Source organism: Candidatus Roizmanbacteria bacterium (assembly GCA_016699265.1).
Classification (GTDB): domain Bacteria; phylum Patescibacteriota; class Microgenomatia; order UBA1406; family GWC2-37-13; genus CAZLQR01.
Genome location: CP064967.1, coordinates 563,330 through 583,525, shown reverse-complemented (window position 1 = coordinate 583,525; position 20,196 = coordinate 563,330). Strand labels below are relative to the sequence as shown.

Annotated in this window: 23 protein-coding genes and 1 tRNA gene; 11 read left to right on the top strand and 13 right to left on the bottom strand. The window is 41.8% G+C overall.

Annotation, left to right across the window (positions count from 1 at the left end; all coding sequences use genetic code 11):
• Nucleotides 1-34: 34 nt before the first annotated feature.
• Together IPH70_03350 and pyrF are read left to right on the top strand one after the other, a co-directional pair.
• Nucleotides 35-661 (top strand): hypothetical protein, encoded by a 627-nt coding sequence (locus tag IPH70_03350; GenBank protein QQR63520.1) that lies wholly within the window; start codon nt 35-37, stop codon nt 659-661.
• On the top strand, nt 658-1,422 hold the full coding sequence (gene pyrF, locus IPH70_03345; protein ID QQR63519.1) for an orotidine-5'-phosphate decarboxylase: 765 nt from the start codon (nt 658-660) through the stop codon (nt 1,420-1,422). The genes IPH70_03350 and pyrF overlap by 4 nt, the downstream gene beginning before the upstream one ends.
• Nucleotides 1,423-1,453: 31 nt before the next feature.
• Here pyrF and IPH70_03340 read toward each other — a convergent pair whose 3' ends face one another.
• The 5 genes from IPH70_03340 to greA form a co-directional block, all read right to left on the bottom strand.
• Nucleotides 1,454-2,020 carry an HD domain-containing protein gene (locus tag IPH70_03340; GenBank protein QQR63518.1) on the bottom strand — a complete coding sequence of 189 codons (567 nt, stop codon included), beginning with the start codon at nt 2,018-2,020 and terminating at the stop codon, nt 1,454-1,456.
• A 5-nt stretch (nt 2,021-2,025) separates the two neighbouring features.
• A complete protein-coding gene (gene lysS, locus IPH70_03335; GenBank protein QQR63517.1) occupies nt 2,026-3,627 on the bottom strand; it encodes a lysine--tRNA ligase in 1,602 nt (533 codons plus the stop codon).
• On the bottom strand, nt 3,588-4,286 hold the full coding sequence (locus IPH70_03330) for a hypothetical protein (GenBank protein ID QQR63516.1): 699 nt from the start codon (nt 4,284-4,286) through the stop codon (nt 3,588-3,590). Before IPH70_03330 ends, lysS begins: the two co-directional genes overlap by 40 nt.
• A 64-nt stretch (nt 4,287-4,350) precedes the next feature.
• The gene (locus IPH70_03325) at nt 4,351-4,641 is read right to left on the bottom strand and encodes a hypothetical protein (GenBank protein QQR63515.1); all 291 of its coding nucleotides are present in this window, start codon (nt 4,639-4,641) and stop codon (nt 4,351-4,353) included.
• A gap of 250 nt (nt 4,642-4,891) precedes the next feature.
• Nucleotides 4,892-5,362, bottom strand: coding sequence for a transcription elongation factor GreA (gene greA / locus IPH70_03320; protein QQR63514.1), 471 nt, complete (start codon nt 5,360-5,362; stop codon nt 4,892-4,894).
• Between the two features lie 94 nt (nt 5,363-5,456).
• Between greA and IPH70_03315 the strand changes: the two genes are divergently transcribed.
• A tRNA-Glu gene (locus IPH70_03315) sits at nt 5,457-5,527 on the top strand.
• A 91-nt stretch (nt 5,528-5,618) separates the two neighbouring features.
• Here the strand turns inward: IPH70_03315 and IPH70_03310 are convergent.
• The 3 genes from IPH70_03310 to IPH70_03300 form a co-directional block, all read right to left on the bottom strand.
• On the bottom strand, nt 5,619-6,428 hold the full coding sequence (locus tag IPH70_03310; protein ID QQR63513.1) for a thioredoxin domain-containing protein: 810 nt from the start codon (nt 6,426-6,428) through the stop codon (nt 5,619-5,621).
• A 138-nt stretch (nt 6,429-6,566) separates the two neighbouring features.
• Nucleotides 6,567-7,436, bottom strand: coding sequence for a hypothetical protein (locus IPH70_03305; GenBank protein QQR63512.1), 870 nt, complete (start codon nt 7,434-7,436; stop codon nt 6,567-6,569).
• Nucleotides 7,426-8,367 (bottom strand): hypothetical protein, encoded by a 942-nt coding sequence (locus IPH70_03300; GenBank protein QQR63511.1) that lies wholly within the window; start codon nt 8,365-8,367, stop codon nt 7,426-7,428. Before IPH70_03300 ends, IPH70_03305 begins: the two co-directional genes overlap by 11 nt.
• A gap of 107 nt (nt 8,368-8,474) precedes the next feature.
• On the opposite strand from IPH70_03300, the gene IPH70_03295 reads away from it, so the two are divergent.
• The 6 genes from IPH70_03295 (at nt 8,475) to IPH70_03270 (ending at nt 13,821) form a co-directional block, all read left to right on the top strand.
• Complete coding sequence (locus tag IPH70_03295) at nt 8,475-9,092, top strand: NAD(P)H-hydrate dehydratase (protein ID QQR63510.1); 618 nt, start codon at nt 8,475-8,477, stop codon at nt 9,090-9,092.
• Nucleotides 9,089-9,322 (top strand): hypothetical protein, encoded by a 234-nt coding sequence (locus IPH70_03290; GenBank protein QQR63509.1) that lies wholly within the window; start codon nt 9,089-9,091, stop codon nt 9,320-9,322. The genes IPH70_03295 and IPH70_03290 overlap by 4 nt, the downstream gene beginning before the upstream one ends.
• A complete protein-coding gene (locus IPH70_03285; protein ID QQR63508.1) occupies nt 9,319-9,747 on the top strand; it encodes a hypothetical protein in 429 nt (142 codons plus the stop codon). Before IPH70_03290 ends, IPH70_03285 begins: the two co-directional genes overlap by 4 nt.
• The gene (locus tag IPH70_03280; protein QQR63507.1) at nt 9,744-10,499 is read left to right on the top strand and encodes a hypothetical protein; all 756 of its coding nucleotides are present in this window, start codon (nt 9,744-9,746) and stop codon (nt 10,497-10,499) included. Before IPH70_03285 ends, IPH70_03280 begins: the two co-directional genes overlap by 4 nt.
• 107 nt (nt 10,500-10,606) lie before the next feature.
• Entirely contained in the window at nt 10,607-13,369 is a 2,763-nt protein-coding gene (gene secA / locus IPH70_03275) for a preprotein translocase subunit SecA (protein QQR63506.1), read from the top strand.
• 80 nt (nt 13,370-13,449) lie between these two features.
• The gene (locus IPH70_03270; protein QQR63505.1) at nt 13,450-13,821 is read left to right on the top strand and encodes a hypothetical protein; all 372 of its coding nucleotides are present in this window, start codon (nt 13,450-13,452) and stop codon (nt 13,819-13,821) included.
• Here the strand turns inward: IPH70_03270 and IPH70_03265 are convergent.
• From IPH70_03265 to IPH70_03250, 4 genes are read right to left on the bottom strand one after another with little or no spacing between them, the layout of a single operon-like run.
• Entirely contained in the window at nt 13,818-14,459 is a 642-nt protein-coding gene (locus IPH70_03265; GenBank protein QQR63504.1) for a phosphoribosyltransferase, read from the bottom strand. The two genes, IPH70_03270 and IPH70_03265, sit on opposite strands and share 4 nt — an antisense overlap.
• Before the next feature lie 41 nt (nt 14,460-14,500).
• A complete protein-coding gene (locus tag IPH70_03260) occupies nt 14,501-14,938 on the bottom strand; it encodes an HAD hydrolase-like protein (protein QQR63503.1) in 438 nt (145 codons plus the stop codon).
• A 6-nt stretch (nt 14,939-14,944) separates the two neighbouring features.
• A complete protein-coding gene (locus IPH70_03255; GenBank protein ID QQR63502.1) occupies nt 14,945-16,186 on the bottom strand; it encodes a hypothetical protein in 1,242 nt (413 codons plus the stop codon).
• 20 nt (nt 16,187-16,206) lie between these two features.
• Nucleotides 16,207-17,988, bottom strand: coding sequence for a UvrD-helicase domain-containing protein (locus IPH70_03250; GenBank protein QQR63501.1), 1,782 nt, complete (start codon nt 17,986-17,988; stop codon nt 16,207-16,209).
• A gap of 124 nt (nt 17,989-18,112) precedes the next feature.
• Between IPH70_03250 and IPH70_03245 the strand changes: the two genes are divergently transcribed.
• Both IPH70_03245 and IPH70_03240 read left to right on the top strand, forming a co-directional pair.
• Nucleotides 18,113-18,757, top strand: a complete 645-nt coding sequence (locus IPH70_03245) for a triosephosphate isomerase (protein QQR63500.1) — start codon at nt 18,113-18,115, stop codon at nt 18,755-18,757.
• The gene (locus IPH70_03240; GenBank protein QQR63499.1) at nt 18,754-19,761 is read left to right on the top strand and encodes an LCP family protein; all 1,008 of its coding nucleotides are present in this window, start codon (nt 18,754-18,756) and stop codon (nt 19,759-19,761) included. The genes IPH70_03245 and IPH70_03240 overlap by 4 nt, the downstream gene beginning before the upstream one ends.
• Here the strand turns inward: IPH70_03240 and IPH70_03235 are convergent.
• Entirely contained in the window at nt 19,753-20,193 is a 441-nt protein-coding gene (locus IPH70_03235) for a hypothetical protein (GenBank protein ID QQR63498.1), read from the bottom strand. The genes IPH70_03240 and IPH70_03235 overlap by 9 nt on opposite strands.
• Nucleotides 20,194-20,196: the final 3 nt, after the last annotated feature.

Genomic DNA, 20,196 nt, shown 5'->3' with positions numbered 1-20,196 from the left:
AGCAAAATAATACTATATAAAGTAAAATATCACAATGATATTTGATGATGTTAAGAAACAATATATTGAGGGGCTATTGGCAACTGATTCATTTCTCGTTAAATCTGTCAAGGAAAATCCATACACACTGAGAGGCGGAAAAAAATCTTACATGTATCTGGATCAGCGTAAGCTTGCTTCTTCTTCAAAGGCTTATAAAGCGTTTATTGATGGTATTTCATATTTATTGATTGAGGAGTATGGTCATAAAGAATTCATTCTTTGTAATGTCGATTCTAAAATAAGTGCTCAGTTGGTTGGATCACTGGCCTATAAACTAGATAAACCACAAATTATTTTTAAATCAAAAGAATTAACAGCAGTAGAAAAGGGTGAGCAACAGCAGCTGTCAGGAGATTTAAATTGGAATTTGCCGGTGGCAATCCCCGATGATGTGATGACCGGGGGAGATGGAACTGCAAAGAATGTTGGTGATTTGGTTAGAGGGACATTTCATAAAATTAAGGATGTACAAATCTTTGTAGGATTTATTCGACAACCCAAAGAGAGCACATTCGAAACTCACTATCTCATCACAAGAGATGAGCTTATTGATATAATCTGGAGCAATCTATCTAAGGATCAGCAAAAAGCAATAGATAGAGAACGCAAAGGACTATGAGTTTTCATCAAAAGCTTAAAAAAGCAATATCCCAAAATAATTCTTTACTTTGTGTGGGTTTGGATCCGGTAAAGACTCCTTTATTTTCTTTCAATAAAAAAATCATAGACCAAACTCATGACTTGGTCTGTGCATTTAAACCTAACCCAGCTTTTTACGAAGCTTATGGCGCTAAGGGAGTAGTAGAGTTAAAAAAAACAATTGATTACATACATAAAAAATATCCAATGATACCTGTGATTCTTGACGCAAAGAGAGGGGATATTGGAAATACGAATGAGGGCTATGCGTCATATGCCTTTAAGTATTTAGAGGCAGATGCTATGACAATCATGCCATACATGGGTATAGAATCGCTAGATGTTTTTTTCAAAAACATTGATAAGGGGCTTATTGTGGGCTGTCATTCCTCAAATCCTGGTAGTAAGGAGTTTCAGGAACAGAAGGTAAATGGTATGCCACTATATCACTTAGTTGCAAGAAACTTGGTGAAGGCTCACGGAAAAAATCCAAATACAATGATTTTTATGGGTGCCACCTTCGCAAATGAATTAGTTCAGATGAGAAAGATAGTTGACGACATGACTATGTTGGTTCCTGGAGTTGGTGCGCAAGGTGGAAACGTGCAGGAGTTTGTAGAAGCTGGGAAAAACTCAAAGGGAGCAGGGTTAATAATTAACTCCTCAAGAGGAATAATATTTGCTGAAAATCCACGACGTGAAGCAATGATGCTGCGTGATCAAATCAATTGGTATCGTTAAAACTTCATTTTTATATAATAATGAAGTACGGTTAAAGGCCGATTGAGGGAGAGATTTCTTTCATTGCATTTAGTGTGAGGGTAACGAATTCTTCGAGTTTGATTCCTAGTTTTTCTTCACAGAGTTGAATTTGTTCCCGATGCACCCCTGCAGCAAACGCCTTTTGAGGAAAGCGCTTGAGAATCGATTTCACTTCTACTAACTCCAACTTCTTTTCGGGTCGAATAAGCGCAACTGCAACAATAAAGCCAGTAAGTTCATCGCAACAATAGAGAGACCACTCCATATTATTTTGTGGGGGGTTTGCTCCATTGTTCTTGTAATTATGTGACAGAATTGCCTGAAGCACAGACTCATCATCTTCTCCTGCCTCTTTAAGCCACTTTACTGTTTCGTGAGTATGTTGGTCGATATCGTTTCGGGTGACATCCCAGTCAGCATCATGCATAAGGCCTACAAGTCCCCACCTGTCCGGATCTTCATTGAAGTGTTTAGCTAGAGCCCTCATAGAAGCTTCAGTAGCTAGACAATGACTGATTAAATTCTTCGTAGTTAGTTTAGAGTTAACGATCTCTAGAGCTTTATCTCGTGTAATCATATGTGTCAAGTTTCGGTGACGATGCCGACCTTCTCTACGGTACCACCACAGTACTTTGTGATAATCTCAATCGTCTCCTTCAACACTTGCTCAACCTGCTTTGGAGATATGTCGAATACACCCTCCGTATTTATTAAGATATCTCTCGTTCTTTCAGTAACGGCTGAGTGCTTGGAGTCGCGGTAATTAAAATCAATATTGTATCCCCCGAGCTGATCGAAGTAGGCCAATTCACCTGCCCCATACTTAGTTGGCTCTACATCCCCAAGTAAATGAATATCCTCGCCTTCCTTTGCAAATCTAAGTATCGTCGGTAGACTTAATTGATCAAGATCAAACGCTCCAACAGAAATTCTATGTTTCATCACGATCAGGTTATAGGCACCGACACATGAATTAATAGACGGTATCTCCTTTTTTAAGGCGTAGCGTCTGAGCAAGGCTTCAGGTGATGGCCTTCGAGAATGCCAGTCGACACCGGTAGCCTTATATAGCTTTCGGTAGCTTTTTATCTCAGGATAACTACTTATCATTTCTGTAGTAAGGATGCCCATCTGAGTTAGAAAATCGTCGATCTCCTTCTGTAGTTCAGGAGGCGATTTACCTATCGTTACTCCCTTGATTACTGCAACTCCGACAGTAATAGACGAGAATTTGCTAAGAACTGAATCGTCGATGGAAAAAAGGTCAGAGTCTTTTAAGATAGGGAAGAGTGAATCTATCTTATCGGGATGATCAATATTTTTTTCCTCAAATACTTTGTCGATTCGAGAGATTACTGTTTTCACACCAAACTCAAGTATGAGATCTGCTGCCTTGGGTCCGAACTCCTTACCAATAAGGATCTGATAAAATGCCTTGAAAACTTCTTTAGCCTGAAGATTATTTTCTTTTAGAATTGTAAAAACAATGTCCTGAATTGCCATTCTATCATCGGTCGCTAGTTTTTTAAGTTCGGTGCCGAGAAGCTGTAAGAACGTTTTTTGACTTTCGGTAAGTGCAAGACCGTCAGGTAATGACTCGAGAAGCTCTACCTTATCCGCATCCTCTGCGTAGGCTTTGAGATATCCTTCTGCGTAAATTATTCTTTCCTCAAGTAGTTCTTTTTCATAATCATTTAATGCGGATCCTTTTTGTTTTTCAAAAAATTCAAGTATCTCAACTCTCGTTTTTAAAAGATTAACGATAGTTCTGAATCTTGGCAGAAACATTCTTGTCATTGGGAGAGGTCTAACCTGTGAAAGTTCTGCAATTCGTGCAAAGTCCTCAATTACCTCGCCTTGTTTACCTTCTGGTACTTTATTTTCTAGTTTGTCAAAGTAAGCAGAAAAACAGCGATCGTAGTCATCGAAGATATTTGGAATAGTATCTCCAAAGGGATTGAAGTCAATAGACCGTTCGATAGGAGTTCGCACGAGTAAAAATCTTAAGATATCGGGAGGTAGAATTGCAGCAGCGTCCTTTGCCGAGGTTCCAATTCCTTTTGAAGAGGACATTTTTGCCCCACCTATTGTAAACCATTCATATGCGGGTGCGTACGGTGCTTCGTAACCAAGAGCCTCACGTGCTATCGATGATGAGAGGTCGTACGAGCCTCCAGCAGACATATGATCTTTCCAGATCCTTCAATAGTTACGCCAATTTTTTCCAATGTGCTGGCCAGTCCACCTTCCATGAAGTTTGCCATTTCCATCGAATGGACTTCTAGAACCTTGTTACCACATCCCTCTGCCCAGGCTACCATCTCAGGATTACAGACATAGGTAACATTTGTTCCATCCCAACCCGTAACAGAAGTTGTTCCAACTTTTCCACAGTTCTCACAGATTATTTGAAATGGATACCAGTTGTCAGGCCTCACAGATTTTGAGATCGTTTTGTAGAGTTCTCTGATTTTAGCTGCTTTGTCGAGAGCTTCTCGAATAACGTCATTCATCTTACCAGACTCATATAGGTCCGATGACCAGATGATTTTCGGATGGCAGTTGATTGATTCAAAAACCGTTATAAACTCCTTAGCATAGAACTCTGCAAAGTTAGCAAATCCTTGTTCTGGTGATGGAATTTTGTAAAGAGGCATTCCTGCATATTTTTCCCATTTCTCATAGTCAAGGTATGAGGGAATAGCATCCATCTGATCCATGTTGTTGAAGACATAGCTAAAATTCACATCATCATCCTGCTCGGTAAAAGCTTTATATAAAAGATCGTGAATCACAACACCACGAAGAGCGCCAACATGCACACGACCAGATGGCGTCTTCATATCATCGATCCACACCTGTGGAAGGTTGAGTTCTTTGATTTTTTAACTTCTCTATCTACCCAGATCATAAATGTGCGTTATATATTACCGCAGTTAGATGCGGAGTTGTTAATATTAGTCTAACGTATCCATCCGGATCAAGTTCTCCAAATTTTACAGTTCCATACAGGTGTCGTATTTCTGTTGGATGACCATTCAATAGAAGGCCCGACTGATCTCCCCAAGTAAAGGAAGTTGTTTTTGTACCTGGGACAATAGACAGCCTAGACTGAACCGTTATAAATTCAACTTCGGTGGGTGTTCTTACAATGATTGTACGCACATGTCTACCTTTATGTTCTCTATGTTCGACCATATAAAATCCTTGGAAAATATTATTTTCAAGGACGTTTCATTGAATGAAGCGTGGTACCACCCTGATTACTTCTCTTAACTGCTGTTACGGGCTTATACCCGTCAGGTTCTACTACGGCTCGTCAAATCTCGCCGTGGGCGGAGATGGTGGGCCTTTTCTTCCTGCTACGTGCTTGTACGCTTCTTGGCGGATAATCAAGCAATGCGATTCTTAGTTCGCTACGTATTTAAGAAATGAGTATAGCAAACGATCAGTTAATATCAACAACAGTGTAGGTCTTTGTTCCTGCTGGAACAGAGATATCTGCGGTCTCTCCAACCGCTTTATTGAGAAGAGCCTTACCGATAGGGGAGGTTGCAGACAACTTCCGTTCAACAGGGTTTGCCTCAAACTCTCCAACAATTTCATATTCTTCCTCACCATTTTCTGTCATCACTTTTACCTTTGATCCCAACGAAATTTTGTGCTTAGAGCCTGTCGCTGCAACCACCTTCGCATACTTCAGTATCGTCTCAACCTCACTCACACGACCCGCTGCATAGGCGAGCTCTTCCTTTGCTGCGTGATATTCACTATTCTCAGAGAGATCTCCCATGGACCTTGCTTTGGATAATCGTGCTACTGCCGCAGGCTTTTTGTTTTCTTTAAGATCCTTCAACTCTGCTTGCAGTTTCTCAAATCCATCCTGAGTTAGCTGTATCTTTAGTTGATGTGCTTTCATATATGTTATAAAAAATAAATCCCCGATCATGCCTTGGGGATGTGCTAAAATGGTACTAGACAGGTCTGTTTTTGTCAAACAACGGATCTAAAATGGCCTTATCGTCTAGAGGTTAGGACGGCAGGTTCTCATCCTGCAAACCGGGGTTCGATTCCCGTAGGGTCACAGTTTTTTGTTTGTGCCTTGATCTATTAGAGATAGAAACACTTCAATATTATACGATGAGATCCTTCACCCTCGATAAGAGAAAGATTCATTATTTAGCAAGAAAGGCGTCGAGCTGTGTCTTAAACTGGTCGTAAGGAAGAGCACCTTCCACGAGAAGCGTTTTTCCCGTTGTCAGATTGTAGATTACATTCGAGGGAGTAGCCTGCACTCCTGCCTTGGCTCCTTCGGCCTGCTCATCCTTTATTTTTTGTGCGAACTTACCGCTGTCCATGCATGACTGAAGTGCTGAGCCGTCAAGTCCAACACTCGTCGCAACTCCTGCTAAACCGGTGAGCTCAAGATCCGGCATTTTTTCGTAGATAGCATCGGTCATCTTCCAGAAAGCTTCATCTCCACCTTGTTCAGCTGCGCACTCGACTGCTTCAGCAGATTTTTGTGCTTTAGGATGGAAGGAAAGAGGGAAGTGTCTTAGTACCCACGCCATCTTTCCTTCATTCTCAGAAAGTAATTTCTGCAATGTTGGGTGAGCCTGCTTACAAAATGGGCATTCTAGATCCGTGTACTCAACGAGAACAAACTTAGCATCCTTAGATCCTCTCCAGTGTTCGCTGGTTGATGGTTTGGCGATTTTAAGCTCAGTTGGTCTTGCTGCCTGTTGTTGTTGGCCTAACTGCTGTGCAGCGCCCCCACCTTTTTCAAGACTCTGGACCTTGAAGAAAAGGAATCCAGTAAAGAATGAAATAGCAATTAGAAGTAGTACGAGCACCATAGAAGGTCCAGATCGTTGTGGTTGCATTTGATATGTCTCCATTTGATCAACAGGTGCTTTTCGTGTGACCTTTTTTCGTGAAGAGGAAGTAACAGAAGCCTTTCGTACCGTTTTTCTTTTTGTTGCCATAGTTCAGAAATAATAGCTAATAATTTTACTAATGTCAAATATCAAAATCCCAATATCAAATAAAGTTCCAAATCCAAAATCAAAACTTGAGTTTTGTACTTTTGACTTTGTTTGACATTTAATCTTTGAGCTTTGAAATTACTTCGCATATATTCGAAATAGGTTGCTTCCGATTGTTTCGAGTTTAAAGATTGTGAGCGATCCAATCTCCTTTGTGTTTTTCACATGAGGTCCTCCACAGAACTCCTTTGAGTAAGCCGTCTCGGGTTGGTCATCGGTGCCTCCTATATAATATACCTTAACCTGATCTGGGTACTTTTCCCTAAAAAATGAACGAGCGCCGACCTTTAGAGCATCTTCTTTTTGCATGAGCTTAAAACGCATCGGGAGAGCTTCCATAATTTTTTCATTAATAATTGACTCAATTTTATTAGTTTGTTCCTCTGTAGGTTTTATCTTGCAGTAAAAATCAAATCGGAGACGTTCGCCGGTGATGTTCGACCCTTCCTGACGAACATCATTTCCAAATACATCAAACAGCGCCTGATGGAGAAGATGAGTTGCAGTATGGTATTTAAGAACTTGATCCGAGTGGTCGGCAAGACCTCCCTTGAATTTACCTGCAGATGCAGATCGAGAAAGATCCTTATGTTTATCAAACTGAGTCCTAAACTGAACATGGTCAATATTCTGTCCCTTTTCTTTAAACAACTCTTCGGTAACTTCAAGAGGAAAGCCAAAGGTCTGATAGAGATCAAAGGCCTTTGAACCATCGATCTGTTGTATTTTCTCTGCTTCTCGAAGTCCCTTCTCAAGCGTTTTTCCGAAGCGATCCATCTCATCTTTAATAAACGATGAAATCTCGGGAGTATCGACCTTACCATCGAAGTAAATTCCCTCGTACGTATCGATTACGCCCTTGGCAACATTAGCGATATCTGCAGGATTAAACGCACTTACCAAAGATCGATACTTTACTGCCGATCTTCGCAGAAGTCTACGGAGCACATATCCTTGTTCTTTGTTTGAGGTCGAACGCCATCCTTGATGAGAAAGACCGCCGCCTTAATATGGTCCGCGATAACACGAATCTGTTTTGTGCAGCAGGGTCACTGTATTTTCTTCCGGTGATTGCTTCGATTAATTGAATAATCGAAATAAAGACGTTGGTCTGGAAAACATCCGGGTTATTATTTGCTGCAGCAAGGAGCCTTTCGAGACCGCCTCCGAAGTCCACATTTTTACTTGGAAGTTCGGTGAGGGAGCCGTTCTCTTCTTTCTTGTACTGAATAAAAACATTGTTGCCGATCTCTAGGAATCTTCCGCAGTCACAGTTCGGATGACAGTTCTCACCGAAGGCAGGATCATGGACTACCTGTTTGAACTCAAAGAATACCTCGGAGTCCGGTCCGCCAATCTCACCGACTGGCATATTGGTAATGGAACCAGCACGAGACCACCAGTTTTTCTTATCATCATATTCATATATTCGATCCTCGGAAATGCCAAGCTTCAGCCAAATATTCTTTGAATCTAGATCCTGAGGAACACCAGAGCCGCCCTTAAAAATTGTCACATGGAGATTTTCAGAATGTAATGAAAGTTGCTTTGTAAGAAATTCATAAAACCAAGAGAGCTGTTCCTCCTTGAAGTAGTCGCCTAGCGACCAGTTACCCATCATTTCAAACATCGTGGTGTGTCGGTTGTCTCCGATCTCTTCAATATCCTGCGATCTGAATGAGCGTTGAGCGTTGTAAAGTCTGGTTCCTAAAGGGTGGGGTTCCCCTAGAAGATTTGGCACGAGCTGCTGCATGCCGGATCCAGTAAAGAGAGTGGTTGGATCGTTCTGTGGAACGAGCGGGATTGGCGGCACCTCTTTATGTCCTTTGCTTTCCCAGAAGTTCTTAAACTGTTTCCTAAGCTCTAAATGAGTCATCATGATGTAAAATTATAGCACGCAAGGAATTTGTAATTCGTATTTCGTAATTTGTATTAAATGAATATTTTTTGAAAATTAAATAAAAATTAAAAATTAAAAAGTAAAAATTGAAAACCGTCAGTACAGACTCACTAGAAGGCATCCAAACATTCCTTAGCAAGATCAATCTACCTGAGCAAAATAGCCATAAAGGTCAAAATGGAAAGGTGCTTATTATTGGAGGATCGCAGTTATTTCATTCCGCTTCGTTGTGGTCCGCGGAAGTTGTCTCGCATTTTGCAGACATGGTGCATTACTGCTCTACGGAAGAGAATAATGAGATCTTTTTGTCTCTTAAAACCAAGTTTAGAAATGGCATTGTCGTTCATCGAGATCAACTCGATGCTTATTTAACTGAGGACGACGTGATTTTGATTGGGCCAGGTCTGGAGCGAAATGACGAGACTAAAAAACTTACGAAACGTGTTCTTCTCAAAGCACAGAACAAGCAGCTTGTTATCGATGCAGGATCTCTGCAGATGATGAAGCCGGAGATGCTTGCAACGCTTAAGAGGCCGGCCATTGTCACCCCTCACCAACAGGAATTCGAACAGCTCTTTGGGATTTCGATAACCGATAAATCTACAGAGGAAAAGGCAAAGGTAGTTCAGGAGATGGCCTCGAAGTACCATTGCATTATTCTCCTGAAGGCGATAACCGACTTCGTTTCCGACGGAAAGATGTGATACTGATCGACGGTGGTAATCAAGGTCTTACCAAAGGCGGAACAGGTGACATTCTTGCCGGTCTGGTTGCAGGGTTAACCACTCATTCTGATCCTGTATCTAGCTGCGTGTGTTCCTCATATATTCTTAAGAAAACAGCCGAGGCTCTTTTTTTAGATAGAGGATACTGGTATAATAACTCAGATATCCTTGATACAATCCCCAAGGTAGTTAATTCGCTTTTTCTATGAAGAAAGAAGTACTTGTTGCCATCGTATGCGGAGTAGGACTTGGTCTTATCGTTGCTTTTGTGATGGTACGACAGATCCATGAAATGGAGATAGATAAGGGTGCTCAGATAAAAACTAACTCCGGCAAATTACAGCTCTCCACAACGTCACAGAATGCGCAAAACCTCGAAATTTCTGAGCCATCAACAGATGCCGTTGTAGACCAGAGCTCAATTACTATAAAGGGAAAAGCTCAAAGTAAATCATTCCTTGTTTTTCAATCCACAGCAAAGGACAGCGTAATGAAGCTCGGTAATAAAAGTGACTTCTCAATTAAGCTACCCATTATAGTTGGAGAAAACGTCATTTCTATTACAATGTATCCTGAAGATAAGACGGTTAGAACCCAGGAAAAAATTATAAAAGTTTATAATCTGCAGAAATGAGAAGATCGTATATCGCCATGCCTGCCGGCAGACAGGTATACCGTATAACGTATTTCGTATTACTTGCCTTTGTGTTCATGTCAGCTTCATTTGTTGTGCAGGCTATTACTCCTATAGCCACGGACAGTGCTGGTCAGGTTGAGGCAACGAGTTCTTCAAGCATTTCAAAAGAGGTTCAAAAACTCAAAGAAAATTTAGTTAATAAAGTTGCACAGATCCAGAAAAAGGAACTAAGAGTGGTTGTTGGTAAAGTTACTGAGGTAGGTAAGACCAGTATAAAGGTGACTGCCGAAGATTCGACTGTATTCACTGTTTCGCTCGATGAGGTGGTAACTAAATATTATTCACTTAAAAGTGGGTCCAAAAAAGACCTTGAAAAGAGTGATGTCTCAAAGGGTGACTACGTGATCGTTGCAGGAGTAGTAAATGATACAAAGGTTTCGGCGAACTCAATTTACATCGACACTCAGGTTCTTGTTGGCTCAGGTACTGTAGCGACGGTAGACAAGACAGATTTCTCTCTTGTCGTCAACAGTTTTACTCATGAACGGTATACAATTGATATAGAGTCGGCAACGAAGATATCTTTGCTTGACAGTAAAACTCTTGAGTTGGAAAGTGCTGGGTTTTCTAAGATAAAAGAAGGTGATGCCGTTCATTTTGTCCTCACCGTTTCCGGTAAGGAAAAAGAAAAAAATCGCTACTCAGCCCAAAAATTGCTGATCATCCCTCAAGAGTATTTTCAGAAATAAGGCGAAGGTCGTCCTGAGAGCAGCGAAGGATCCAGCGACTTAAGGAGCGCTAACGCTAGATTCCTCGTCCTCGATTTCATCGGGACTCGGAATGACGAAATATAACAATGCTTAACTTTTTCAAAAAATTCCTAGACTACAACCAGAAGCAAATCGATGAATATAAGATAGTTGTTGCACAGATTAATGAGTTGGATGAGAAGGCACGAAAACTTAAGGACAGCGATTTTATAAAGGAAACTGAGAAGCTCAAAGAAAAAGTCTCCAAAGGTTCTCCTGAGGTACTAAAAGAGGTTCGTCCCTGGGCGTTCGCACTGGTGAGGGAAGCCGCTCGAAGAGTCCTTAGGATAAGACATTTTGATGTTCAGCTCATGGCAGGACTTGCACTTTCTGACGGAAAGATTACCGAGCAAAAAACAGGAGAAGGAAAGACGCTCTCAGCAACTACTGCGCTCTACCTTCATGCATTAACCGGGAAAGGCTCCCACTTAGTTACGGTCAATGACTATCTCGCAAGACGCGATGCAGGATGGATGGGTGGTGTTTTTAACTTTCTTGGAATGACCACCTCTGCGAACATATCTGAAAGATCCTTTATCTACGATGCGAAGTATAACGACGAAAATACTACAGACTGGAGACTACAACATCTGAAGCCAGTTGCTCGACGAGAAGCATATCTTGCAGACATTACATACGGAATCAACAGTGAGTTTGGTTTTGATTATCTTCGAGATAATATGGTCCAGGATCCTGCAGAGCTTCGCCAACGAGGGTACTACTTTGCGATTATTGATGAGGCGGACTCCGTTCTTATTGATGAAGCACGAACCCCTCATATAATTTCAGCCCCAAATGAAGAGGACACCTCGAGGTACTATCAGTATGCACAGGTGGTAAAGAAACTTCAGCCAGAGGACTATGTAGTTGATGAAAAGGAGAGATCGGCAAATATGACCGAAAAAGGGCTTTCAAAAGTCGAGAAGATGCTTGGCATAGATAATTTATATGAGAAGGACTTCGAGGCAGTATTTCATCTTGAGGCGGCATTGAAGGCCGAGACTTTATTTAAGAAAGAGAAGGACTACATTGTAAAAGACGCAGAAATAATCATCGTTGATGAGTTTACCGGAAGACTCCAGTACGGTCGACGCTGGTCAGAAGGAATTCACCAGGCAGTTGAGGCAAAAGAAGGACAGCCAATTCAAAAGGAATCGAAAACTCTCGCAACTATTTCCCTTCAAAACTACTTTAGAAAGTACGCAATCCTCTCTGGAATGACCGGAACTGCAGCGACGGAAGCTGAAGAGTTTCACAAGATATACGGCTGCGAGATTCTCATTGTGCCGACTCATAACAACATGATTCGAAAGGATGAATCGGATCTTATCTACAAAACTGAAATTGGCAAATTTAAGGCAGTTGTTGAGGAAGTAGCTGCGGTTAACAAGACTGGTCGACCGGTTCTCATAGGTACCACCTCAATTGATAAGAATGAGCTATTGTCAAAGATGTTGAGACAAAGAGGAATTCAGCACAATCTTCTCAACGCAAAAAATCATGAACAGGAAGCTCAGATTATAGCCTCTGCCGGAAGAATCAATGCAGTTACAGTTGCAACGAATATGGCTGGACGAGGAGTTGATATTATCTTAGGAGGAGATCCTGATGCAAATCTAAAGACTAAAGAAAAGGACGTTAGAAAGACATCCAAAGGGGGATCCTCCTCTGGAGGAGGGTGGGATGATGAGCATAAAAAAGTTCTCGAGTTAGGTGGTTTATACATTATCGGAACCGAGCGCCATGAGTCCAGAAGAATTGATAATCAGCTCAGAGGTAGAGCTGGTCGTCAAGGTGATCCTGGTGAGTCAAGATTCTTCGTCTCGCTTGAAGACGATCTCATGAGAATTTTTGGTGGTGAACAGATTGCAAAGCTCATGACCTTCTTTAATCTTCCTGAGGACCAACCACTCACTCACTCAATGGTAACTAAAGCAATTGAACAAGCTCAGGTAAAGGTCGAGGGAAGAAACTTTGACATGAGAAAAAATACGGTTGAGTACGACGACGTATTGAACAAGCAACGTGAAATTATCTATGACCTGAGAAGAAACATTCTCATGCAGGCAGATAAGGACGATAGTGCCTTCAAAGAAACTATCCTTGCGGTTGTGGATGAGCAGCTTGAGATGCACTCGAACATGTTTACTTTTGATTTGGGCAATGAGACTGCCGAGATGAATTCAACGACACTTCGAGAGCTTAGATTGTTACTTCCTGTTTCAGAGAAGACTGTTCAAACCTTTATTGAGGAGCGTAACCAGACGGGTCTTCGAGACTACTTGGTTTCTACTGCAAAAAAGGAGTACGCAAAACGTGAAAAAGAGACAAGCAATGGTGTCTGGCGTGGCGTTGTTAGATTCATATTTCTATCGGTGATAGATATGTACTTCTCTCAACATCTTAGCTCAATTGACGACCTTAGACAGGGGATTGGTCTGAGGGGATATGCGAATGTGCAGCCACTTGCTGAATATAAAAATGAGGCCTTTAAGTTATTTGAGAGATTAATTCAGGGAATGTACTTCGAGGCAACCAGAAGAATGTTCAGTGTTCAGATCGAAGCGCATGAGCATATTCATGCGGCTGGGCAAGAATCCCCCAAAGGGGGATCGCCCTCTGGGCGAAAAGAATTAGTACTTTCCGGTCCTGTTGAGACTGCTCAGTTTGCTGAGCCAAAGGCGAAAGCTAAAACGTCGAGCAAGCCAGCCGTCGCTAAAGCTACGGCGGTCAAGGGTAAACCGGGTAGAAATGATCCATGTCACTGCGGTTCAGGAAAGAAGTACAAGCGTTGTCATTACCCAAATTAATCGCACGTTCCTCGTAGCTCGAAGAGCGAGGTGTGACAAGAAGTGTCACTACCTAAACTAAATCCTGTATAATCTCCCTCATGGCTGTTATAGAGCGTCGCATAGATCAAACCCCTAACCGTAGAGCGGAGGCTACACGAGGACGATATCAACAGGTAAGAGATCTTGCCTTGGCCTTTCAGTTGCAGATAAAGTATATAAATCTTGGATTTGTGCCAAATGGAATAGAGGTCTTAGCCGTCGTTCAACCAGAGGATCCAACTATTAATATCGGTATTCCTCACCTATGGCAGATTACCTACAGGAATAAAAATGGTGAGGTGGGTACAACTAGTTTGAAACAATACGGAGGAGATGGTTCATCGGGTGGATTTGTTTCTTTTGAGATGCAGGACTCTAAGACAAAGATATCGTGGGATATGTATGGAGAGAGAACGATTACCGAGTCCTAGTTCAGTTTTGATAACTTCTTCTTAGCCTCTAGATATTTTTTCCCGTGTCCAACAGTTGTGTTGATGGGAACATTTTTCTTACAGAGTTCGCAGTTTTTTTCTTCGATAGCCTCTGCCTTTAGAACGGCGAGTGCTGTAAAGGGTACGCTCATGAATTTTGAGTTCACCTCTTTCGGATTTCTGTTCACCATAACCGCAACGCCAACAACTTTTCCACCAGCCTTTTTCACACTTTTTACCACTTTTTTTACTGAGCCACCGGTCGTTGTGAGATCTTCGATCACCAATACTTTTTTATTTTTAACCAACTTGTCATAACCTCTCGTGAAGACCTGATCTTTGTCCGGTGTTTTTTCTGTGTAGACTGAAAGAACTTCTTTGCCCTTAAGCCTTGATAAGTGATGTGCAGTCCACTGCGATAAAATGATTCCGCCAAGAGCTGGAGCCGCAACTATATCTACCACCCTATTTTTATATTTTTCAGCAAACATCCTCCCTATTTTTGAAACCTCACCAACATGAGTGTAGACAGCATCTTTGTTTACATACACACTACCATGTTTGCCTGAGGTGTAGACGAAGTGGTCGTTGGTTATTACAGCGCCCACTTTTTTCAGGATCGAGATAACGTCTGTCATTGCGATAGTATAGCAATAGTTTTAGGTGAGTCAATCTTTTTTTAAGAGTTTCGAAGATGTACTAAGAAATCGGATAGACTTGAAAAGGTGAGAGAAGGCTCTTCTTCCGGGGTCTGTGGGACTTCATCAGCAAATTTTCCTAATCGAATCCAAACGGTCGTAGTTCCGAGTTCTTTTCCGAGAATAATTTCAGAACGAATCCGGTCACCTACAACATAGGTATCCAGTGGGGGGTTTGTAATAAATGGACTAAATATATCCTTCGACTTTAACGTGCCAACAAAAAAGATCTTCGAAAAATACTGGGAAAGCCCAAGGCGAATGACATCCTGAATGGTATTTGGTTGCCCTTTTCCAACCAAGACCAAGTCGATTTTTTGTAAGGAAAGATATTTCAAAAGCTCTACAGCTCCTTCACACAGTTTTTGAGAATCGGGATCATAGAGCGTCCTTTTCCAGTCAAAGATTATTCGTTGCATAGTTCGTTATATACCAATTGCTGCATTTATGCTATCGCTTGACCCGTGTATAAACTCGGTTCCCTGTCGTCCCGTTGCCTTAATGGAAAGCAACTTTCCTTGTAGTGAGAAGTATGGTGTAAGGCGAACCTTTGCGCCTATGGTAACGACTGTGTCCTCAAATACGTAGGACATAGGCAACTCAGTTGGCTTATGAAATTCCTGCACAACATGAAGTGTGTCTAGATTTTGTTCAACTCCCATAAACAGTTCAGCCACACTTTTTCCTGATTTTTTATGAAGAAAAGTCACACCCTCTCCCCACGAACTCGCTCCGTGAAAACCTGAAGTTTTTAATACAAAGGCACGCTTAGATTTAGCGAGCGATGCAAGCTGAGAACTTCGCTCAATTCCCTCCGGCATACCAGGGGCAAAGTATGCTTCCTCGCCAACGATCCAAGTAGGAGGAATTACCTGACGAAGATGGTTGAAGGTCGCATCTCCGAGTTGAGATCTGAAGCGTTCCTGAAATCTCCTGTCCCAGAGAAGGGCTAGCACTGCTTTCTCTTCAAGATGGGGTGTCAGAGATGGTAGGAGTCCTTTGGTTGAGTCATGAGCAACGCCGTTGACTAAAAGTCTTACCTGAGGATCGTCCATGTACTCCGACAGATAAAAAGCACGATAAAGTTGAGTATCTAGATTAAGGTCATCAACCGTTCTTAATGTCCAGTCCCTTCCGAACACAGACTCTGCCAGGTAGGTTAACTGTCCTTTGTAAGCGTCGGTTTTCTTGCTGAATACGATCTCTCCGGTCGGTTCTGTCCCATTCTGGACATGTTGAGCTAATATAGCTGGGTCAACCATAGTCTCAAAACCAGCCTGATTATACCCGTCAGTTAATAGATGGGCTAGTCCTAATCCAAAAGGTGAGGTCTCAATCTCACAAATAGTAAAACCGGTATCGGTAATGATGAGGTCTGGTCTGACAAATAGATAGTTCAGCGGTCGATCTGTATCACAAAATATTTCTGGCTTCCCTCTATCCAGAAGTTCTCTCACCTGATCGTTATCACGGTAGAGAGCATCGCTTGCATGAAAAAAATCCGACACGTCTGCTCCAATACGATGGATTTCTGAATGTTGCTCGGATGTTAAAGGAAATGGTGTCGGAGAAATACGGAATGGAAGTAGATCTGTGGTCGCGTGTTCTGCACGGCGAGCAGCATAGAATTGATTGCCTCTCGTAAGACCTTCAAGTCGATTTCGCATGAGGGATTATACAGGTATTCTTATTCTTCGATAAAGCGAGATTTGATCGTTTCTCCGCGTCGGCCGAAGATAAATCGTCTTCGAGCATGGGTTATATAAAGTTTGCGACGTGCACGAGTGATTCCAACATAAAACAATCTCCTCTCCTCTTCAAGCTGATAAAGGTCATCGACAGATCGTGAGTGTGGAAGGAGTCCTTCCTCGAGACCTATTACCCACACATAGTCAAACTCAAGGCCTTTCGCTTGGTGCAGCGTCATAAGGCTTATTCCAGAAAGATCTGCATTTTCGCCCAAGTGGTGACCGCCTTTTAGGCGTTTTTGGACCTTTTCTTGTTCCGAGTACTCTGATTCAACGAGGGCTACCTGTTCCAAGAAATGAAAAATATCCGGGAATCGAAGAGCTACCGACTTCAGTTCTTTAATATTCTCTAGCCGTGCATATTCATCAGGATCATTGATGTCGTACAGATCGAGGTATCCAGTTGAATTGAAGACGATTTCCATAAGCTCTGCAGTAGGAATGCTCTCTACTCGCTCTTTGATTTTTACATACTCAAGTTTGAGTTTATTAAATCGCGTCTTTCCAATTTTTTGGAGTCGTTCGATCGCAACCTCATCCTGAGGATTTACGAGGAATCGAAGGTAGGAGAGTACGTCTTTGACCTCTTTGCGGTCATAAAAGCGAGTTCCACCAATAAGAACATAGGGCATCGATGCATGAAGTAACGCCTCCTCGATGATGCGTGACTGAGCATTGGTTCTGTAAAGTACCCCAAGCGATGCCTCTGGATAAAGCGAGATATATCTACGCATTTCATCGATGATAAAAAACGCCTCATCCTGTTCATCGGCCGCTTCGTACACAACCACATCCTCTCCTTTTTTGTTTGTAGTTCGAAGATGAAGAATGGGATGAGTTGTGTTTTGAGAAATGATGGAGAAGGCGTAGTCAAGTATTTGTTGCGTGGAGCGGTAATTTTGCTCTAGATGAAACTCCTTACAGTCCTTAAAGTCTCTTTTGAATTTATTTAAGTTTCCGATATCTGCGCCTCGCCACGAGTAAATGCTTTGGGAAAAATCGCCAACTACTGTTATGTTATGCCCAGCCTTCGCTGAAGCTTCGGCGGGCGAAGCGAGAATCTTTGCAATCTGATACTGGGCAGTATTCGTGTCTTGAAATTCGTCTACCAAGATGTGAGTGTACTTTCTCCGATATTTTTCTAGGATAAGTTGTCGATGAGTGAGTAACTCATGAGTGAGTAGAAGTAGATCGTCAAAGTCCAGCGCTTTATTTTTTCTTAACTTGAGTTGATATTCTTTGTACACCTGCCCCACAATCTCGGCTGAATAGTCCATAAAAATTTGATTAAACTGATCTGGTTGGATAAGCTCTCCTTTTGCAGCTGAGATACGATTTAGGAAATACTTTGGAGTAAAGTGTGTCTGCATTTTTTTAATGATTTGTTTGATTAGCATCAACTGATCTGACTCGTCGTAGATGACGAAGTTTTTATCGATGCCAATTTGATCACCATCAATGCGTAGCATTCTGGCACAGAGGGCATGAAAAGTTCCAACAAACCCAAGCTGAGTAGTTCCCATGCGTCTCTTCATTTCGGAGGCAGCCTTATTTGTAAATGTGATCATAAGAACTTCACGAGCAGGTACGTGAGCATGGGTAATCAAGTGCAGGACCTTTTGAATAAGTACTCGCGTTTTTCCTGAGCCTGCTCCTGCAAGAATAATCGATGGTCCTGAGGTGTTTTCAACAGCCGCTTGCTGTTCTCTATTAAGTTGCATAAACTATAATATTACTAGAGAATTAACCTAATTGACCTAATTAACCTAATTTCTAATAATTGAAGTTTAGTGAATTGGATATTCTTTAGAGTAATTAGAACAATTAAAGCACTTTGAAATTTACATGAAATATCTAATAGCAAACCTTAAAGCTCACAAATCATTAAATGAAATGCAGAACTGGCTTCAAACTTTTTCCAGATATTATAGACTCCATCAGGATGTGATCGTCGGAATTGCCCCTTCCACTGCGCATCTTCAGATTGTTCAATCGGTCACTAGCGGCCTCCAAAATTGTTGTGTTGTCGCACAGTCTGTTTCAAACGAAACGCAAGGCAGCTTCACCGGAGAGGTAACTGCACAGGCTTTAAAAGACGTGGCGTCTTACTGTATCGTCGGACACAGCGAACGACGGAAAAGAGGAGAGACGATAGATCAAATTGAGACGCAAATTAAGAATCTTAAAGATAATAACATAACGCCAATTTTATGCATTCGAGGCATCGATGATTTTCTAAAAGGCTATACCGGCTTCGTCGCTTATGAGCAGCCGGAAAATATTGGGACTGGTCACAATACTTCTGCAGAACAGGTTATGGAGGTCTATAAAAGTCTCAATTTATCTTCAGACTCAACATTTCTCTACGGAGCAAGTTTGGACGAGAATAATTGCAAGGACTACCTAATTCATCCTGAAATTGCAGGATTTCTTGTTGGAACAGCTTCTCTTGATCCTGAACAATTCATCAAGATTCTTGAGAATATATGAGACATCTGAAAAAGAAGCGTGTTTCATTATCTCTTATTTTAGCAAGTGTCTGTATAGTTCTTTTACTATTAATTGCTCCTTACTACCACTTCGCAACAAAGGTTCTTAAGGTTTCTCCTTTGCGGTCTTTATTCGGATACGGCGACCTTAAAATGATCGATGAAAAGGTGAACATTCTTGTGCTCGGAATCCCAGGAGGTAGTCACGACGGTCCGACTTTATCAGACTCTATTACGGTCATGAATTATGACACAAAGACTAACATTGTCAAAGCAATCGGAATACCACGGGATGTGTGGAGCAGCACACTTCAAGATAAAATCAACTCTGCTTACGCATATGGTGAGGCAAAGAAAGATGGTGGAGGGCTGAGACTTTCTAAAGCAGAGGTTGGTGCGATACTAGGAGAGCCGATACAGTACGCAGTAGTGATCAACTTCAATGAATTTACTAATTTGATAGACGTACTTGGTGGAGTAGATGTTCAGGTAGAGAAATCCTTCAAAGACACAGAGTTTCCAATAGAGGGTAAGGAAAATGATGAGTGTGGAGGAGACCCCGAGTTTAAATGTAGATATAAAACAGTATCCTTCACAAAAGGTCTTACACATATGAATGGTGAAAAAGCGCTGACCTTTGTACGATCAAGACATGCGCAAGGCGGTGAGGGAAGCGACTTTAGCCGCAATAAAAGACAGCAATTGGTTATGGGTGCAATAAAAGAGCGAATAACAAAGCTCGTGCTTAGCTTTAATCTTGAAAAACTTGAGACCTTTTACCTGGGTGTAAATTCTTTAATACAGAGAGATATAACAAATCAGCAAATAGTATTTCTTTTAAGAAATATGGTTCTCCTTAGAGACTTCAAGCAGAGTGCTACGGCACTTCCTGAGGAGTTATTCAAGGTTCCAAACTACGAGGATTATGAGGGTAAGTACGTCCTCGTACCAGAGGATGCATCATTCTCCGCTGTTCATTCCTACGTTCAGCAGTACTTAAAATAGTAGGGAGACTACAATTACTGTCGACGCAGCCAAAGCAAGTACAAGAAGAGACTGAAAAGATCCTGCAGCTGGCAGAGCTTCTGTAGTAGCCACACTTGGTGAAACAGTGATGGTTGAGGTCTCAGTGGTACTTGTTGTTGGTGAAGGAGTAGTTTGTGCAACGACAATTACCGCATCCGTAGGTGACAGTTCAGTTGTTGGAGCTACGGCTAATAGTGTTTGAGTGGGAGTTGGTGATGGTGCCTCAGTTGGGGGGATAGTAACGTTCGGAATCTCAATCTGTTTTTGAAAAGTTGCCCTTGTTTTAGTGTTGCCAATTGAGGAATCCAGTGGGTTACTTGAGTTTAACTTTATGGCAATCAACACAGCGGCTGCCGTTAAAAGCCCTATAAGAAGCAGAAGAACTATTCTTATGATAGTTTTTTTATTCATAGT

Excerpts from the sequence above, each read along its gene's own strand:
- IPH70_03350 (QQR63520.1), top strand. The coding sequence starts at position 35 with ATGATATTTGATGATGTTAAGAAACAATATATTGAGGGGCTATTGGCA.
- pyrF (QQR63519.1), top strand. The coding sequence starts at position 658 with ATGAGTTTTCATCAAAAGCTTAAAAAAGCAATATCCCAAAATAATTCT.
- IPH70_03340 (QQR63518.1), bottom strand. The coding sequence starts at position 2,020 with ATGATTACACGAGATAAAGCTCTAGAGATCGTTAACTCTAAACTAACT.
- lysS (QQR63517.1), bottom strand. The coding sequence starts at position 3,627 with ATGTCTGCTGGAGGCTCGTACGACCTCTCATCATCGATAGCACGTGAG.
- IPH70_03330 (QQR63516.1), bottom strand. The coding sequence starts at position 4,286 with ATGAAGACGCCATCTGGTCGTGTGCATGTTGGCGCTCTTCGTGGTGTT.
- IPH70_03325 (QQR63515.1), bottom strand. The coding sequence starts at position 4,641 with ATGGTCGAACATAGAGAACATAAAGGTAGACATGTGCGTACAATCATT.
- greA (QQR63514.1), bottom strand. The coding sequence starts at position 5,362 with ATGAAAGCACATCAACTAAAGATACAGCTAACTCAGGATGGATTTGAG.
- IPH70_03310 (QQR63513.1), bottom strand. The coding sequence starts at position 6,428 with ATGGCAACAAAAAGAAAAACGGTACGAAAGGCTTCTGTTACTTCCTCT.
- IPH70_03300 (QQR63511.1), bottom strand. The coding sequence starts at position 8,367 with ATGATGACTCATTTAGAGCTTAGGAAACAGTTTAAGAACTTCTGGGAA.
- IPH70_03285 (QQR63508.1), top strand. The coding sequence starts at position 9,319 with ATGAAGAAAGAAGTACTTGTTGCCATCGTATGCGGAGTAGGACTTGGT.
- IPH70_03280 (QQR63507.1), top strand. The coding sequence starts at position 9,744 with ATGAGAAGATCGTATATCGCCATGCCTGCCGGCAGACAGGTATACCGT.
- secA (QQR63506.1), top strand. The coding sequence starts at position 10,607 with ATGCTTAACTTTTTCAAAAAATTCCTAGACTACAACCAGAAGCAAATC.
- IPH70_03270 (QQR63505.1), top strand. The coding sequence starts at position 13,450 with ATGGCTGTTATAGAGCGTCGCATAGATCAAACCCCTAACCGTAGAGCG.
- IPH70_03265 (QQR63504.1), bottom strand. The coding sequence starts at position 14,459 with ATGACAGACGTTATCTCGATCCTGAAAAAAGTGGGCGCTGTAATAACC.
- IPH70_03260 (QQR63503.1), bottom strand. The coding sequence starts at position 14,938 with ATGCAACGAATAATCTTTGACTGGAAAAGGACGCTCTATGATCCCGAT.
- IPH70_03255 (QQR63502.1), bottom strand. The coding sequence starts at position 16,186 with ATGCGAAATCGACTTGAAGGTCTTACGAGAGGCAATCAATTCTATGCT.
- IPH70_03250 (QQR63501.1), bottom strand. The coding sequence starts at position 17,988 with ATGCAACTTAATAGAGAACAGCAAGCGGCTGTTGAAAACACCTCAGGA.
- IPH70_03245 (QQR63500.1), top strand. The coding sequence starts at position 18,113 with ATGAAATATCTAATAGCAAACCTTAAAGCTCACAAATCATTAAATGAA.
- IPH70_03240 (QQR63499.1), top strand. The coding sequence starts at position 18,754 with ATGAGACATCTGAAAAAGAAGCGTGTTTCATTATCTCTTATTTTAGCA.
- IPH70_03235 (QQR63498.1), bottom strand. The coding sequence starts at position 20,193 with ATGAATAAAAAAACTATCATAAGAATAGTTCTTCTGCTTCTTATAGGG.